Annotated in this window: 13 protein-coding genes; 7 read left to right on the plus strand and 6 right to left on the minus strand. The window is 69.4% G+C overall.

The window, feature by feature from the left end; genetic code table 11:
- Positions 1–115: 115 nt before the first annotated feature.
- The 3 genes from ABEA46_RS14970 (at position 116) to ABEA46_RS14980 (ending at position 3,647) form a co-directional block, all read left to right on the plus strand.
- A complete protein-coding gene (locus tag ABEA46_RS14970; RefSeq protein ID WP_345545434.1) occupies positions 116–1,474 on the plus strand; it encodes a PxKF domain-containing protein in 1,359 nt (452 codons plus the stop codon).
- Positions 1,475–1,581: 107 nt separating this feature from the next.
- Positions 1,582–2,676 carry a Gfo/Idh/MocA family protein gene (locus ABEA46_RS14975; RefSeq protein ID WP_345545435.1) on the plus strand — a complete coding sequence of 365 codons (1,095 nt, stop codon included), beginning with the start codon at positions 1,582–1,584 and terminating at the stop codon, positions 2,674–2,676.
- On the plus strand, positions 2,673–3,647 hold the full coding sequence (locus tag ABEA46_RS14980; protein ID WP_345545437.1) for a family 43 glycosylhydrolase: 975 nt from the start codon (positions 2,673–2,675) through the stop codon (positions 3,645–3,647). Before ABEA46_RS14975 ends, ABEA46_RS14980 begins: the two co-directional genes overlap by 4 nt.
- Positions 3,648–3,651: 4 nt before the next feature.
- Here ABEA46_RS14980 and ABEA46_RS14985 read toward each other — a convergent pair whose 3' ends face one another.
- The 6 genes from ABEA46_RS14985 to ABEA46_RS15010 all read right to left on the minus strand — a co-directional run bounded on the left by ABEA46_RS14985 (position 3,652) and on the right by ABEA46_RS15010 (position 11,076).
- A complete protein-coding gene (locus tag ABEA46_RS14985) occupies positions 3,652–6,279 on the minus strand; it encodes an exo-rhamnogalacturonan lyase family protein (protein ID WP_345545439.1) in 2,628 nt (875 codons plus the stop codon).
- Positions 6,276–6,920 (minus strand): DUF1961 family protein, encoded by a 645-nt coding sequence (locus tag ABEA46_RS14990; RefSeq protein WP_345545440.1) that lies wholly within the window; start codon positions 6,918–6,920, stop codon positions 6,276–6,278. Before ABEA46_RS14990 ends, ABEA46_RS14985 begins: the two co-directional genes overlap by 4 nt.
- Positions 6,917–7,798 (minus strand): carbohydrate ABC transporter permease, encoded by an 882-nt coding sequence (locus tag ABEA46_RS14995; protein ID WP_345545442.1) that lies wholly within the window; start codon positions 7,796–7,798, stop codon positions 6,917–6,919. Before ABEA46_RS14995 ends, ABEA46_RS14990 begins: the two co-directional genes overlap by 4 nt.
- Positions 7,798–8,763 carry an ABC transporter permease gene (locus tag ABEA46_RS15000; protein ID WP_425563201.1) on the minus strand — a complete coding sequence of 322 codons (966 nt, stop codon included), beginning with the start codon at positions 8,761–8,763 and terminating at the stop codon, positions 7,798–7,800. Before ABEA46_RS15000 ends, ABEA46_RS14995 begins: the two co-directional genes overlap by 1 nt.
- A 64-nt stretch (positions 8,764–8,827) precedes the next feature.
- Positions 8,828–10,378: an extracellular solute-binding protein gene (locus tag ABEA46_RS15005; RefSeq protein WP_345545446.1), complete on the minus strand. Its 1,551-nt coding sequence runs from the start codon at positions 10,376–10,378 to the stop codon at positions 8,828–8,830.
- A gap of 38 nt (positions 10,379–10,416) precedes the next feature.
- Entirely contained in the window at positions 10,417–11,076 is a 660-nt protein-coding gene (locus tag ABEA46_RS15010; protein ID WP_345545448.1) for a YesL family protein, read from the minus strand.
- A gap of 400 nt (positions 11,077–11,476) precedes the next feature.
- Here ABEA46_RS15010 and ABEA46_RS15015 point away from each other — a divergent pair, with 400 nt between their 5' ends.
- The 4 genes from ABEA46_RS15015 (at position 11,477) to ABEA46_RS15030 (ending at position 15,485) form a co-directional block, all read left to right on the plus strand.
- Positions 11,477–12,784, plus strand: coding sequence for an ABC transporter substrate-binding protein (locus ABEA46_RS15015; protein ID WP_345545449.1), 1,308 nt, complete (start codon positions 11,477–11,479; stop codon positions 12,782–12,784).
- 126 nt (positions 12,785–12,910) lie between these two features.
- Complete coding sequence (locus ABEA46_RS15020; RefSeq protein WP_345545450.1) at positions 12,911–13,906, plus strand: carbohydrate ABC transporter permease; 996 nt, start codon at positions 12,911–12,913, stop codon at positions 13,904–13,906.
- Positions 13,907–13,953: 47 nt separating this feature from the next.
- Entirely contained in the window at positions 13,954–14,832 is an 879-nt protein-coding gene (locus ABEA46_RS15025; protein WP_345545754.1) for a carbohydrate ABC transporter permease, read from the plus strand.
- Positions 14,833–14,837: 5 nt separating this feature from the next.
- Positions 14,838–15,485 (plus strand): DUF624 domain-containing protein, encoded by a 648-nt coding sequence (locus ABEA46_RS15030; protein WP_345545452.1) that lies wholly within the window; start codon positions 14,838–14,840, stop codon positions 15,483–15,485.
- Positions 15,486–15,522 lie beyond the last annotated feature (37 nt).

The following is a 15,522-nucleotide window of genomic DNA, read 5'->3' on the forward strand; positions in this document are numbered from 1 at the left end:
GGCATTCGCCCGATGCCGAATGCGCGGCGCGGTCGTAGCGTGTGCGCAGACACCGGACGCGGCGTCGCCGACGGCGCGTCGCCCGCTCGAAGGACCCGAACGAGGAGGTCGTGCCATGCGATGGAGAGTTCCCACAGCGACGGCGATCGCCGCCCTGCTGGTCTTGGGGGCCGCAGCACCCGCACACGCGGAGTCGATCGTCCTCGAGAACGCCCAGGCGAGCAATGCCCGCGCGTCATGCACGCCGGACGGCTGGGCTGACGGAACCCGGAGGGGGCAGTCGTTCACCGCCCCCGAGTCCGGCCGTCTCACCGAGGTGGGCTTCCACGCGAAGAACGTGGCACGGACCACCACGGTGTCGATCGCCCGGGGCGTCGGACCCAGCCGCGTCGAACTGGCGTCGCAAGCGATCTCGTTCCCCGGCACGCCAGTGCCCGAGCTGACGTCGATCGTCCTCACGACGCCCGTCGACGTCGTCGCCGGGCAGCAGTACTCGGTCATCGTCGCGGACATCTCGTGCGGCCCGGGGACGACCCTCGCCACGACCTTCTACATCGCCGACGGCACGCCGTTCGAGGGCGGAGACGAGCTCATCGGCGACGGCGTGCCCCTGACGACCGCGGACCTGTGGTTCCGGTTCGTGATCGAGCCCACCATCGTCGACACGACTGCGCCGACCATCACCGCGACGACCTCGCCGGCGGCGAACGCCTACGGCTGGAACAACACCCCCGTTCGGGTGACGTTCGCCTGCGAGGACGACACGGCGGTGGCATCCTGCGGCCCGGACACCACACTGGGCGAGGGCGCCGGGCAGAGCGTCACAGGGATCGCCGTGGACGACTCCGGCAACTCGACACAGCGTGTCGTGTCGGACATCAACGTAGATCTGACCCCGCCCGTGGTGTCGCTCCGTGACGGGCCTACCGACGGCGCCACCTACACAGCGGGCGCGGTACCGCCGCAGCCCGACTGCGTCGCCACGGATGCCTCGTCGGGTGTGGCCACGTGCAGTATCGACGGTTACGCGAACGGGCCGGGCGTGCACATCGTGAGCGCGACGGCGACGGACCTGGCGGGCAATTCCGCGACGACGAGCGCGACCTACACCGTCATGCCGCTGCGTCTGCGCGGGTTCTTCGCGCCGGTCGACATGGACGGCGTCATCAACGTCGTGAAGGGCGGGTCCACCGTGCCGCTGAAGTTCGAGGTCTTCGACGGGGCCGTCGAGCTGACCGATCCCGCTGTGGTGACGTCGTTCACGCAGACACCCGTCTCGTGCGAGGACTGGAGCACGAGCGAGGCAGACCCGATCGAGGTCACCACCACGGGGGCGACGAGTCTGCGCTTCGACGCGAAGGCGGGGCATTTCGTCCAGAACTGGAAGGCCCCCGCCCCACGGGCGGCGTGCTACGTGGTGACGATGACGGTCCAGGACGGCTCGACGCTGGCGGCGGCATTCCGGATGAAGTGACCGCATGGGATAGCGCTTTCCGGCGAGAGCGCCTACGCTGGGGAGTGGATGCCGGGCGCCCGGCATCCACTCTCCACCACGCTCTTCGACCCGCACAGGGAGCACCCGTGACCGACATCCTCCGCTGCGCCATCGTCGGCACCGGATCGATCGCCCACCTGCACGCGGACGCCGTCGCCGCCTACCCGCACGCGGAGATCGTCGCGGCGACGGACCTGTCGCGCGCCGCAGCCGACGCGTTCGCCGAGCGCCACGGCGTGCCGGCCGTGTACGACGACCTCGACGGGATGCTCGCCGCCGAGCATCCTGATGTCGTGCTCATCTGCACCCCGCCGGGGGCGCACCCCGCGCAGACCCTCGCCGCCTTCGCGGCCGGAGCGCACGTCATCGTCGAGAAGCCCCCGGCGCCGTCGCTGGACGAGCTGCAGCAGATGACGGCGGCCGCCGAGGCGGCGGGCCGCGAGCTGGCCGTGGTGTTCCAGCAGCGCACCGGCACCGCGGCCGCGCACGTCAAGCGACTGCTCGACTCCGGCGCACTCGGCCGCCCGCTGGTGGCGCAGTGCCAGACGCTCTGGTACCGCGGCGCGGACTACTTCGCCGTGCCGTGGCGCGGCAAGTGGAAGACCGAGGGCGGCGGCACGACGCTCGGGCACGCGATCCACCAGATCGACCTGCTGGCGTACCTCCTGGGTGACTGGGTCCGCGTCGAGGGGCGCCTGTGGCGCCTGGACCGCGACACCGAGACCGAGGACGTCTCGACCGCGACGATCGTGTTCGAGGGCGGCGTCGTGGCGCAGATGGTGTCGAGCACCCTCTCGCCGCGCGAGGTCAGCACGGTGCGCATCGACACCGAGCGCGCCACCGTCACCGTCGACCACCTCTACGGCCACGGTCACGAGAACTGGCGCATCACGCCCGCACGGCACGTGGACGACGCCGAGGCCGCGACATGGGATCTGCCGGCCGTCGAGGAGCGCAGCGGCCACGAGCCGCTCCTGCGCGACGTGTTCGACGCTCTGCGCGCCGGCGCCCCGCTGCCGCCGGTGGCGGACTCCCCCGCGCGCTCGATCGAGATCGTGGCCGCCGTCTACGCGTCGGCCGACGCGGACGGCGCCGTCATGACCCCGGCGGACCTCGCCGTGCACCCGACGCACCGCACCGGGTTCGCGAGCACCGTCATCGACCTGCGTCCCGGCCGATGACCCCCGAGCCCGCACGCGCCGTGGACCCCGACGCCGCCGCGCCGCACGAGATCTACCGCGACCCCGTCTACGACGGTGCGACCGATCCGACCGTCGTGCGCGCGCCCGACGGCTGGTGGATGCTCTACACGCAGCGGCGGGCGACGCACCCCGCTCCGGGTCCCGGCGTCGCGTGGGTGCACGGCTCGCGTATCGGCGTCGCCCGCAGCGACGACGGCAACCGCTGGTCGTACGCCGGCACCCTCGAGCCGGATGCCGGCGGCCTCGCGCTGCGCGAGGGCCGCCCGCCCGCCGAGGTGGACGAGACCCACTGGGCGCCCGAAGTGATCCACGACGGCACCCGGTGGCGCATGTACCTGACCGAGATCGACGGTGTGCCGACGCAGTGGCCCGGTCACGCGCGTCACATCGTCCAGTACACGTCCGACGACCTGCGCACGTGGACGCGGCGCGGTCCGCTGCCGCTCGCGAGCGACCGGGTGATCGACGCCGCCGTGGCCCGCTGCCCCGACGGGCGCTGGCGCCTCTGGTACAAGGACGAGGCCGCGGGCTCCACGACCGCCGTGGCGGTCTCGGACGACCTCGACACGTGGCTCCCGGGCGGCACGGCCGTCGCCGGGCGCGCGCACGAGGGGCCGTTCGCGTTCGCACTGGGCGGCCGCTGGTGGCTCCTCACCGACGAGTGGCGCGGCATGGCGGTCCACCGCAGCGACGACGCCGTCTCATGGCGCCGCCAGGGCGGAGCGGATGCCGTCATCCTCGGTGAGAGCGGCACCCCGGCCGCCGGCGTCCAGATCGGACGCCACGGCTCGGTCGTCGTGACCGGGGACGAGGCGCTCCTCTACTACTTCACGCACCCGTGGTGGGACGGCAGCGAGCTCGCCGACGCCGACGAGCGCACGCATCGGCGCAGCGCCGTCCACGTCGCACGTCTGCGCGTCGTGGACGGCGAGCTGATCGCCGACCGCTGAGGGGCTACTGCGGCAGGCGGTGACCGACCAGCGCGAGGTTCTGGATCGCCGCCAGGCCGTACTGCGCGACGTCGTTGGTGCCGACGCTCGGCGCCTCGTCGACGGGGTTGAGCACCCCCGGGCCGTCGATGCGTCGCAGCACGAAGTCACGCCGGTGCACGAGCCACTCGCCGATGCCCTCGAACGCCTGCCAGGCGGCATCGGCGATCTCATCGTCGCCGGTCGCGGCCGCCGCGTACGCGGTCAGCCGGCTGTGCGCCTGTTCGAGATGGATGCCGGTGAGCTCCTGCCCGACGGCATCCAGCTGCTCCTGGGGTGAGGCCAGGTACAGCCGGCAGTACTCGAGCCACGCGTCGCGGAACCCGGGGACGTCGACGAGCGAGATGAGCTCGCTCGCGACCTCGACGAGCCCGAACACGGCGCTCAGGTGCGACACCGCGATGCGGTCGCGCGTGGTGTCGAACCGGCCGGCGTCGATGTCGTACAGCGCCTCGCCGGTGAGGAACCCGTGCGGGAGCGCGCCGATGTCGGCCATCGTGCCGAGCAGCCTGTCGCGCGAGCGCTCGTCGCCGGTGCGCTCCCAGTCGGCGAGCCACGTCGCGGCGAGCGCACCCCAGTCGGTGCCGAGGCCGACGGCGAGGGCCGCCCGGTCGGGGCGATAGGTCGCGGCGTCGGTGCGCACCTTGCGCGTCGGGTCGGTGTCGAGGAACCGGGTGTCGCTGTCGCGCAGCTCGGTGAGCAGGTCGCCCACCCGCTCGTCGGCCGTGAGGTAGTGGAAGATCCGGCGGTAGATCGGGCTCGAGATGCGCAGCTGCTTGGCGCTGCACCCCCAGTGCTGCACGTTGTGGCGCGATCCCAGGCCCTGCCACCGGCCGACGTGGTAGACGTCGACCTCGCCGGTGTGACGGGTCATCGCCTCTGCCAGGCGGAACACGTCGGCACGGCCGCTGCGCAGGTACGAGTACCAGAGCCACAGGTCGGGCGAGAGCTCGCTGTTGTCCCACGCGTAGCCGCCGACGTCGTAGCGCCACACGTGGCGGTCGAGGTCGTAGGCGTGCATGACGTCGCCGTAGTTCCAGAACCCGTACCAGCGGCGCTGGTCGATCTGGCCGAGGTAGTAGTCCAGCAGGAAGTCGACGCTGTCCTCGATCTCGGCGCGGGCCGGGGTCGAACGGTCCACCGGCGCCCAGTCCCCGAACACACCGACGGCATGCAGGTGCTCGGGCGTCGGCTGCAGCAGCGGCGGCCGCTGCACCGCGTCGACGGATGCCGCGACATCCTCGATCGCCGGCGTCGCGGCGTAGGCGAACAGCGTGAGCTCGTGCGTCCGGGCGACGCCGTGTGCGTCGCCGAACCCCGGCTCGTAGTCCTCGTAGGTGATCTCGAGACCCTCGAGCTGGGTCGCGAAGTCGTCCTGGCCGAGGCCGTCGTGGTAGAACCGCACGTCCATCGGGCGCGCCTCGGGCGCATACATCCACGCGGTCAGCTCGGCGCGTTCGCCCGTCGCCCCGCGCAGGTCGAGCTGACCCGGATGCGACTGCCAGAACGAGCGGACGCCCACGCCGAGGCCTCCCGCCGGATCGCTGATCGCGAGGTAGCCCTCGGCGCGCGTGCCCGCCCCGGCGTCGATCCACGCGTGGCCGGGCGCGGTGCGCTTGCGGATGCCGAAGCCATCGGCGCTCAGCTGCGTGAGTGTGACGTCTCCCCACGCCGGGATGAGCTCCAGACGCTGCGAGACCTGCGGGTTCCACTGGGCGGTCGGCGGCGTCGCCTCGCCGCGGATCTGCGCCGCGCGCACCTCGGCGCCCGGGTCGCGCCGCAGGCCGGTGAGCCCCCGGACTGCCTCGGCGAAGAACCCGCCGTCGGCGCCGGCCAGGCGCACGTGCCGGTCGTGCAGCGCGGCGCGCAGCGGCACGTCGGCGCGCAGCCCGAGCCCGGCGAGGAAGTCGTGCTGCGCGTCGCCGTCCCACACCACGGAGTGCACGAGGCGCACCTCGGCGGATCCGTCGACGAGCACGAGCCGCACCGTGAACGGCAGCCACTCGCGAGACCCGTCCTCGGCCCGGTGCACGCCCTCGACCCGCACGACCGCGCGGACAGGCCCGCGCTGCTCGACGACGACCGCGCGGATGCGCGAGCGGTAGTGCTGCCGCGGCGACGCACCGCCGTCCTCCGGGATCTCTTGCTGCAGCAGGCTCACGAGGCGCACGTCCTCGGCGACCGTGCGGCCGTCGCGCACGACGCGGCGCACGAGCGCGTCGACCGGTCCGCGCTCGGGGCGCGCGAACACCAGGTCGACGACGCCGTTCGACACGATGAGCTCGTCGGGTTCGTCGCGCACGACCACGGACCCGGTGGATGCCGGGGGCGCGGCATCCACCACCGCTTCGTACTGCGCCGGGGCCTCGACCGCACCGACCGCGCAGCCGGCCCACTTGACCGAGCCGTCGGGCCACGTCGCAAGGGGCCAGAACTGCGCAGGCACGGCGTCGCCGCCGACCTCGCGCAGGCCCAGCTGCCCGGCGGAGGACACGGCACCGCGCGGAAGCGGGATGCCCCACGTCGCGCCGCCGCCGAGGCGAGCGGGCGGCGCGTCATCGAGCCAGCGGAGCGGGATGGGCGAAACGGTCACAGTGCGTGAACCTCCAGGTTGCGGTAACGGGCGACCAGCGGCGACATCTGACGGAAGCCGATCCGGCCGCCGCGCACGCGTGGTCCGGTGGACTCGTCGTCGGTCCATGAGAAGAGGGGAAGATCGTCGATCGAGAACGCCACGTGCGCGGCGTCCTTCACGACCTCGATGCGGTAGAACGCGTCCATCGTGTCCACGACGGGCGGGAGGGGGTCCGCGCCTTGCGCCACCAGGTGGAAACCGGGCGACTTGCGCAGGTTGCACGTGTGGAAGGCGCGCTCGTCCTCCCAGCGCCGCCGGAAGTACGACACGTGCAGCGTGCGGATGTCGCCGGAGTGGTACTGCGGGTACTGGCCGGTGCGGTGCGCCACACCGTCGTCGAAGATGCCGCCGCCGGCCGTCGACGCCGCGCCGAAGAACAGCATCGCGAGCCCCGGCTCGGCGCGCGGCGAGAACTCCCACGTGATCCGCAGCCGGTCCGGGAACACCTCCGGGCACCACAGCGTCCAGTGGTCGTCGAAGCCGCCTGCGGCGAACAGCTCCACAGCGCCCCCGGCGTCGCGGGCGCCGACCGGACCCTCGCCGGCCCAGCCGTCGAGATCGGATGCCGCACCCAGTGCGTTGCGGTACAGCAGCGTCATCCCTTGACCGATCCGATCAGCATCCCCTTCGCGAAGTGCTTCTGCAGGAACGGGTAGAACAGCACGATCGGCAGCGTGGCCACGATGATCACGGCGAACTTGATGCCCTGCGCGGGCGGCAGTTGCGTCGGATCCTGCTCGACCACCGACAGATCGGTCGCGACCGTCACCTGGCGCAGGAACATCTGCAGCGTCCACATCGAGCTGTCGTTGAGATACAGCAGCGGCGACATGAAGTCGTTCCAGATGCCGACCGCGTAGAACAGTGCGAACGTCGCGAGCACGGGCTTGGACAGCGGCAGCACGATGCTCCACAGCGTCTGCAGCTCGTTGGCGCCGTCGATCTTCGCCGACTCCTCCAGCTCGGCGGGGAGCTGCTGGAAGAAGTTCTTGATGATGATGAGGCTGAACGGATTGATCGCCATCGGCAGGATGAGCGCCCAGTAGTTGTTGAGCAGCCCCAGGTCCTTCACGACGAGGAACGTCGGGATCATGCCGCCGCCGAACACCATCGTGAACACGATGAGCGACAGGATCAGCTTGCCGCCGGGCAGGTTCGCCTTGCTCAGCGGATACGCCATCGCCGCCGTCAGCGTCAGCTGCACGAGCGTGCCCACTGCGGTCACGAGGATCGTCGTCACCAGCGCCCGCACGAATGCGGGGCTCGTGAAGATCGCCTCGTACGCGTCGAGCGAGAACGTCTCGGGCCACAGGAAGAACGACCGCGTCGCGAGCTCGGCCTCCGTCGCGAACGACCCGGCCAGCACGAACACGAACGGGATGAGCGCGACGATGCCGATGGCCACCATGAGGACGACGTTGAACACGTCGAACACCCGCCCGGCGGGCGTGTTGAAGCGATACTTCTCGCGAGCCATCAGAAGATCCCTGCCTGGTTGAAACGCTTGGCGATCCAGTTGGCGCCGAAGATCAGCACGACGCCGACGACCGCCTTGAACAGGCCGACCGCGGTGCTGTAGCTGTAGGAGCCCTGCGTGATGCCCATGAAATAGACGTAGGTGTCGAACACGTCGGCCACCGACCGGTTGAGCGCGTTCGTCATGAGGTAGATCTGCTCGAAGCCGGTGTTGAGGATCTGCCCCATCTGCAGCACGAGCATCACGATGACCGTGGGCATGATCGAGGGCAGCGTGATGTGCCACACCCGCTGGAACCGGCCCGCGCCGTCGATGATCGCCGCCTCGTACTGCGCCTGGTCGACGCCCGCGAGCGCCGCGAGGAAGATGATCGTTCCCCACCCCGTGTTCTTCCAGATGTCCTGCAGCACGATGATCGGCCGGAACCACGCCGGGTCGGCGAGAAAGTTGATGTCGGTGCCGAGCACGCCGTTGATCAGCTGGAACAGCGGCCCGATGTCGAGGGCGAACAGCAGGTACGTGAGCGAGGCCACGACCGTCCACGACAGGAAGTGCGGGATGTAGATGAGCGTCTGCGTCGTGCGCTTGAGGATGGTCAGGCGCATCTCGTTGAGCAGCAGCGCGACCACGATCGTCAGCGGGAACGCGATCAGCAGGCTCAGCAGCGCGAGGATCAGCGTGTTGGCGAGCAGGCGTGGGAAGTCCGGGCTGGAGAAGAAGTCCTCGAAGTGCTCGAGGCCCACCCAGGGGCTGTCGGCGATCCCGAGGAACGGGACGTACTCCTTGAACGCGATGATCGCGCCATACATCGGCCAGTAGCGGAACAGGACGAAGTAGGCGATCCCGGGCAGCAGCAGCAGATAGAGCCACTTGAACTGCGTGAAGTGCACGCGCACCCCGCGACGACGACGCGACTGTTCGGCGACGGTCAGCGTCTCGGTCTCGGTGATGGCGGTGTCGAGCATGGCCATGGCAGGAACCCCTCAGGTGCCGGGGCGACGGAGAGCCCGTCGCCCCGGCATCCATCGATCACTTGTCGGCGTCGGCCAGCTCGTTGATCTCGTCGATGACGTCATCGCCACCGCTCGAGCGCCAGAGCTTGACGGCGGCCTTCAGGCCGTCGAGGTCGATCTGGCCGGCCAGGAACTGGATGCGCGCGTCCGAGACGATCGTGTCGAGCTGCGCGCCCTTCGAGACGTACGTGTCGGACACGTACGGTGCGGCGGGGTCGTACTGCGCGTGCTCGAGGTCGGACGCCTCGATCTCTTTGCGCTTGTCGTACATCTGCTGCTCGTAGTCGGACGCCTGCTTCGGGTTGTAGCCCTGGAAGCCGGTGACGTTCATGCCCAGCTGCGCGAACGCGCCCACGGTGTCCTTCTCGACCTGCGGCACGTCGGGAACGGCCACCGCGAGGTCGTCCTCGACGGTGTAGTGGACCCCTTCGATGCCGTTGTTGATGATCGGGCCCGCCTCTTCGGAGTTGAGCTTGTTCAGCACCTCGAGGACGCCACGCAGGTCGGCCTCGGTGCGCACCGAGGACTTCGGGATCGCGAGGAAGCCCGAGTAGCCCGCCGTGGGCAGCGCGTGCAGCTCGTCGCTGTCGGGGCCGAGCAGGTTGCCGGAGATGTCGACGTACTTGTCGAAGCCCTCGGGGTCGGACTGCTTGAAGAGGCCGATCAGCTGCTGGGCACGCGAGTGCACGTCGAGGATGATGCCGCCCTTGCCGGTGAGGAACGGCTCGTTCCACTTCGCGGAGTCGAACGTCGCGAAGTCGGCGTTCACGACGCCGTCCTCGACCAGCGAGCGCTCGAACTCGACGGCGTCGAGCCACTCGTCGGTGGTGAAGTTCGGCACGAGCTCGCCGTCCTGCTCGGTCCACTTGTTGCCGGCGCCGTACCAGGTCTCGATGGCGTCCCACGGGCTGTTCGTGCCGATGGTGCCCGGCCACTTCGGCACGATGAGGCCGTAGGTGTCGTCGACGCCGTTGCCGTCGGGGTCGTCCTCGGTGAAGGCCTTGGCGACCTTGGCGAGATCCTCGGTGGTCTTGGGCATGTCGAGCCCGAGGTTCTCGAGCCAGTCCTTGCGGATGATGGCGGTCTCGCGCATGACGTCGCGGGCGCGGAACACGCCGTACACCTTGCCGTTGACGCTCGACGCCTTCTGCACCTCGGGGAAGGTGGTCTTGAGGTTCGGGTAGTCCTTCAGGTAGTCGGTGAGATCCCAGAAGGCACCCGCCTCGGCATTGCGCACGAAGCCCGGGTCCTTGCCCTGGATCACCATGACCTGGGGCAGGTCGTCGCCGGCGAGGGTGATGTTGACCTTGTCGCCGTACGAGGCGTTGGGCACCCACGTCATGTCGAGGTCGACGCCGATGACGTCTTCGAGGGCGGTCTCGATGTCGCTGCCGTCCTCGGGCGCATTGGTGCTGAGGAACGGCGCCATCACCGAGAGCGTCTTGAGCTTGGTCGCGGCTGCGTCCTTGTCGGCGGCGGCCTCGCCGCCTCCGCCGGAGCAGCCGGTGAGAGCGAGTGCGGCGACGACGGCGATGCCGACGCCGACGAGCGGCTTGCTGTGTTTCATGGGGGGAACTCCTTCGTTCTGTGTGGGGAGGGAGGACATCAGCGGGAAGTGGATGCCGCCGCCTCGCGCTCGGCGAGCGCTCGGTCGTTGGCGGTGAAGAAGGCGATGCACAGGACGGTGCTGAGCGTGAGCCACGCCCCGACCGTGAAGAACGGGACGGCCCCGGGCAGGACGCTGCCCACCCCGGCGACCGCGACCGCGCCGAGCAGCAGCAGCACGACGTGCAGGACGTTGCGCGCCGCCCAGCGCCCGGCAGTGAGGAGGTACGCCCGCAGCGGCAGGTCGTAGTGCGCGTACATCGGCACCGCCACGGCCGTGATCGTGAAGGCGGCGACCAGCGCCATGGCGCTGACGATGCCGAGCGGCTCGCCGATCGCCCCGGCACCGAGCCGGCCGACGACGTTCACCGCGAGGATCGCGGTGACGACGGCCCCGACGCCCAGCGCCGCGTTGGAGCGCCACAGCTCCCGGCGCCACGCGGCCGCGAACGCCCGGACGACGGGGAACACCTCGCCGCGCAGTCTGCGGCGGGTGAGGTCGGCGGCCGCGACGCTCGCGGGCACGGCCCCGACGACGATCAGGCCGACGAGGGCGAACGCCCACCACAGCAGGTTGAGCAGCGCGATCCACCAGATCCAGTCGAAGACGGCGTGGGCACGCAGCGCCCACGTGGCCACCGGCGCTGCCGAATCCGTCATGACATCTCCATCGTTGTAAGGGCGCGGCCGACGTGCGGGAATACGTTTTCCGCATGACGGCTCCGAGTACGGTAACCGCCTCGCGGCGCCGAGTCAACCCGCCGCAGGTCGCGGATTGAAACGTTCTCACCGGCCTCTCATCGATCGGATCGAAACGTTTTCACGCCGATGCCAGTGCGCGAGAGACTGGGACCGGGCACAGCCAGCGGCCGGAGCCCGTTACTGAATCGTTCTAATTTCTCGCGAAGACGTCTTGCGAAACGTTTTTAGACCGGGTACCGTAGCGGGCAAGCGCTTTCCAACCCATCGCACTCCCGCACCGAGGAACGCGCGAACCGCACACACAGACAACGGAACGTCTGCGCGGAACGAGAACACAGACGTTCAAGAGAGGACAAGGATGTTCAGCAAGAAGAGGGCATTCACCGCCGCCGCGGTCGCGGCCGGCGCCGCCCTGGTTCTGGCCGGATGCGCCGGTGGCAGCGGAAGCGACACCGCTCCCGACAGCACCCCCACGCTCAACCCGGACGAGAAGGTCACCCTGAACATGTCGTTCTGGGGCAACGACGTCCGCGCCGGCCTGTACGACCAGGTCATCGCCGCGTTCGAGGAGCAGTACCCGAACATCACGGTCAACACCTCGTTCCTGGACTTCCCCTCGTACTGGGAGAAGCGCCAGACCGAGGCCGCCGGCGGTGGTCTTCCCGACGTGATGCAGTTCGACTACTCGTACCTGCGTCAGTACTCCGAGAACGGTCTGCTGCTCGACCTCAACCCGTACCTGGGCAACATCATCGAGACTGACCCGCTGCCCGACAACATCCTGAGCATCGGCGTCGTGGGCGACCAGACCACGGCCATCCCGACCTCCACCAACGCGTGGGGCCTGTTCACCAACCCGAAGGTGCTCGAGACCGTCGGTGTCGACGACTTCACGGGCGGCAGCTGGGAGGACTACAGCGACTGGATGGGCGAGGTCACCGACGCCGGCGGCGGAACCGTCTGGGGTGGCAGCGACTACACCGGACGCATCCAGAACTTCGAGGTGCAGCAGCGCGCGAAGGGCAAGGACCTGTTCACCGACGACGGCAAGGCCAACTTCACCGAGAAGGACCTCAAGGCCTTCTGGGAGCAGGGCGACGCGCTGCGTGACGGCGTCACCGTTCCGCAGCAGAAGATCGAGGAGCTCAAACCCCTCGGCGCCTTCGACAGCGCCAACGCCGCGAGCGAGCTCACGTGGGACAACTTCGGCGCCGGCTACCTGGCGAACCTCGGCGCGGACTACACCGAGCTGAACCTCATCGCCCCGCCGGTCACCAAGGACGGCGCGAAGGACCTGTACCTGAAGCCGTCGATGCTCGAGGCCGTCTCGGCCAAGACCAAGCACCCCGAGGCTGCGGCGACGCTGGTGAACTTCCTCATCAACTCGCCCGAGTCGGGTGAGATCTTCGGCACCAACCGCGGCCTGCCGGCTTCGCAGACGGCCCTGGACGCGGCGACGCTCGACCCGATCGCCCAGCAGATCAAGGACTACGAGGCATCGATCTCCGACCGCCTCGGCGACGCCCCGCCCGTCCCGATCAACGGCTACGGCACGCTCGAGCAGAAGTTCCTCGAGATCGGCCAGGAGCTCGGCTACGGCACGATCTCGGTCGATGACGCCGTCTCGCAGTTCTTCTCCGAGATGGACACCGTCCTCAACCAGTGACACCCTTGCCGCGGGGCCGGCACGCCCCGGCCCCGCGGCAACCCTGAACACGTGCCCGACGACACCGTCGGTCACAGCGACGCCGTCCGCCCCGAAGGACGCCGTCAGTCATAGAAAGGAGCCGAGGTGAGCACGACAGCGACGAGAGTCATCGTCACCGATCGCCCCGCCAAGCGCCGCCTGCTGCGCAGCGGCCGGCCCGAGAGCAAGTTCCAGCGTCCCGGCCAGCGCGCCCGGTCGCGACGTGAGACGGCGGCCGGCTACGCGTTCCTCAGCCCGTGGCTGATCGGCTTCTTCGGTCTGACCGCCATCCCGATGGTGTACTCGCTGTACCTGTCGTTCACGAAGTACAACATCTTCCAGCCGCCCAAGTGGACCGGGCTGGACAACTACATCCGGCTGTTCACCAACGACCCGGTGTTCATCCAGTCCGCCGAGATCACGCTGGTCTACGTGTTCATCGGCACCCCGATCACGATGGCCGCGGCCCTCGCCGTCGCGATGCTGCTGAACTTCCGCGACCAGGGCGCCGGCTTCTTCCGGTCCGCGTTCTACGCCCCGTCCCTCATCGGCGGCTCGGTCTCGGTCGCCATCGTGTGGCGCGCGATGTTCTCCACCGACGGCCCCGTCGACAACACCTTGTCGTTCTTCGGCATCGACATCGGCGGCTGGATCGGCAACCCGGCCATGATCCTGCCGATGATGATCCTGCTGCACGTGTGGCAGTTCGGCTCGACCATGGTGATCTTCCTCGCCGGCCTCAAGCAGATCCCCAAGGAGCTGTACGAAGCGGCCGAGATGGACGGTGCCGGCGCCTGGCGGCGCTTCACCGCCGTCACGATCCCGATGCTCTCGCCCGTGATCTTCTTCAACCTGCTGCTGGGCCTCATCGGCGCCTTCCAGGTGTTCACGTCGGCGTACATCATCTCCAACGGCACGGGGGGACCTGCCGGCATGACCAACTTCATCACCGTCTACCTCTACAAGCGGGGCTTCAGCGACGGTCAGATGGGCTACGCGTCCGCGATCGCGTGGGTGCTGCTCGTGGTCGTCGCGATCATCGCCTTCATCCTTTTCCGCACCCAGCGCTCGTGGGTCCACTACGCAGGAGATGACCGATGACCTCCGCATCCTTCACCGACGGCACGATGGAGACCATCGAGCAGGAGATGATGCCGGCCACGCCGGCAGCACCACGCCGCCGGGTCAAGCGCAAGACCTGGCAGACCGTGATCTGGCTCGTCGTGCTGCTGATCATCACCGCCGTCGTGCTCTACCCGCTGGTGTGGCTGTTCTTCGCGACGTTCAAGCCGAACTCCGAGTTCGGCTCCAACACCGGGCTGCTCCCCGAGAACCCGTTCTTCGGCAACTACGCCAAGGTGATGGAGGGCATCGCCGGCGTCCCGATGTGGCGGTTCTTCCTGAACTCGTTCATCCTGTCGGTCGCCGCCGTGATCGGCACCGTGCTCTCGTCGGCCCTCGCCGCCTACGCGTTCGCCCGCGTGCAGTTCAAGGGCCTCGGCATCTTCTTCGCCGCGATGATCGGCACGCTGCTGCTGCCGTTCCACGTCGTGATCATCCCGCAGTACATCATCTTCAACCAGCTCGGCTGGGTCGACACCTACATCCCGCTGATCCTGCCGAAGTTCCTCGCCACCGGCGCGTTCTTCGTGTTCCTGATGGTCCAGTTCATGCGGCAGATGCCGCGTGACATGGACGAGGCGGCCCGCATCGACGGCGCCGGCCACTTCCGGATCTTCTGGTCGATCATCCTGCCGCTGATCAAGCCCGCCCTGATCACCTGCGCGATCTTCGCGTTCATCTGGGAGTGGAACGACTTCCTCGGCCCGCTGCTGTACCTCACCAGCCCCGAGAACTACCCGCTGCCCATCGCGTTGCGCCTGTACAACGACGCCTCCTCGGGCGGCGCCGACTACGGCGCGACCGTGACGGCATCCTTCATCGCCCTCGTCCCGATCCTGCTGTTCTTCATCGTGTTCCAGCGGTTCCTCGTCGACGGCGTCGCCACCCAGGGCCTGAAGGGCTGACGACCATGGACCGCCGCCAGCTGCGTGCCGCACGCCGGGCCGATGCGTCAGGGAGCGGGCCGACCCTCGGCGAGAGGGAACCGGCCCGCTACCCGGGAGCCAAGGGCGCCTTCGCCCTGTTCGGCGAGGTGCTGCTGACCGGACTGCTCATCACGATCGCCGGCCTCCTGGTGGTGACCCTGCCCGCGGCGCTGGCCGCCGGCATCCGTCACCTCCGCCGGTACGTGAACGCCGAGCAGTCCCACACCCGCACCTTCTGGGCGGACTGGCGCAAGGCGCTGCCCGGCGGACTGATCGTCGGCGTGGCCGCGACCGTCATCGCCACCGTGCTCACCCTGGACATCGTGCTCGCAAACTCGGGCGCCCTGCCTGGCGGCCCACTCATCGGCATCATCGGCTGGGCCGGCCTGGTCATCGGCGCCGTCGCCCTGCTGGCCGCCGCCGGCGGCTGGACCCCCGAGACCGGCTGGCGCCCCGCCGTCCGCGGCATCCCCGCCGCCCTCGCCGGCGACCCGATGGGCGCCGTCTACTACGCCGTCGCCGCCGTGCTCACCGGCGTCGTCACCTGGATGCTGGCACCCCTCATCATCGCCGGCCTCGGCTGCTCGGCCTTCGCCGTCGTCGCCATCCCGGCCCGCCGCAGCCGCCGCTGACGCGGCATCCCCTCCCCTCCCCTCCGCCATCTCTCCC

The organism is Microbacterium jejuense, from assembly GCF_039544225.1.
In the GTDB taxonomy this organism is placed as follows: domain Bacteria; phylum Actinomycetota; class Actinomycetes; order Actinomycetales; family Microbacteriaceae; genus Microbacterium; species Microbacterium jejuense.

Excerpts from the sequence above, each read along its gene's own strand:
- ABEA46_RS14990 (WP_345545440.1), bottom strand. The coding sequence starts at position 6,920 with ATGACGCTGCTGTACCGCAACGCACTGGGTGCGGCATCCGATCTCGAC.
- ABEA46_RS14970 (WP_345545434.1), top strand. The coding sequence starts at position 116 with ATGCGATGGAGAGTTCCCACAGCGACGGCGATCGCCGCCCTGCTGGTC.
- ABEA46_RS15030 (WP_345545452.1), top strand. The coding sequence starts at position 14,838 with ATGGACCGCCGCCAGCTGCGTGCCGCACGCCGGGCCGATGCGTCAGGG.
- ABEA46_RS15010 (WP_345545448.1), bottom strand. The coding sequence starts at position 11,076 with ATGACGGATTCGGCAGCGCCGGTGGCCACGTGGGCGCTGCGTGCCCAC.
- ABEA46_RS15025 (WP_345545754.1), top strand. The coding sequence starts at position 13,954 with ATGATGCCGGCCACGCCGGCAGCACCACGCCGCCGGGTCAAGCGCAAG.
- ABEA46_RS14995 (WP_345545442.1), bottom strand. The coding sequence starts at position 7,798 with ATGGCTCGCGAGAAGTATCGCTTCAACACGCCCGCCGGGCGGGTGTTC.
- ABEA46_RS14980 (WP_345545437.1), top strand. The coding sequence starts at position 2,673 with ATGACCCCCGAGCCCGCACGCGCCGTGGACCCCGACGCCGCCGCGCCG.
- ABEA46_RS15005 (WP_345545446.1), bottom strand. The coding sequence starts at position 10,378 with ATGAAACACAGCAAGCCGCTCGTCGGCGTCGGCATCGCCGTCGTCGCC.
- ABEA46_RS15015 (WP_345545449.1), top strand. The coding sequence starts at position 11,477 with ATGTTCAGCAAGAAGAGGGCATTCACCGCCGCCGCGGTCGCGGCCGGC.
- ABEA46_RS15000 (WP_425563201.1), bottom strand. The coding sequence starts at position 8,763 with ATGCTCGACACCGCCATCACCGAGACCGAGACGCTGACCGTCGCCGAA.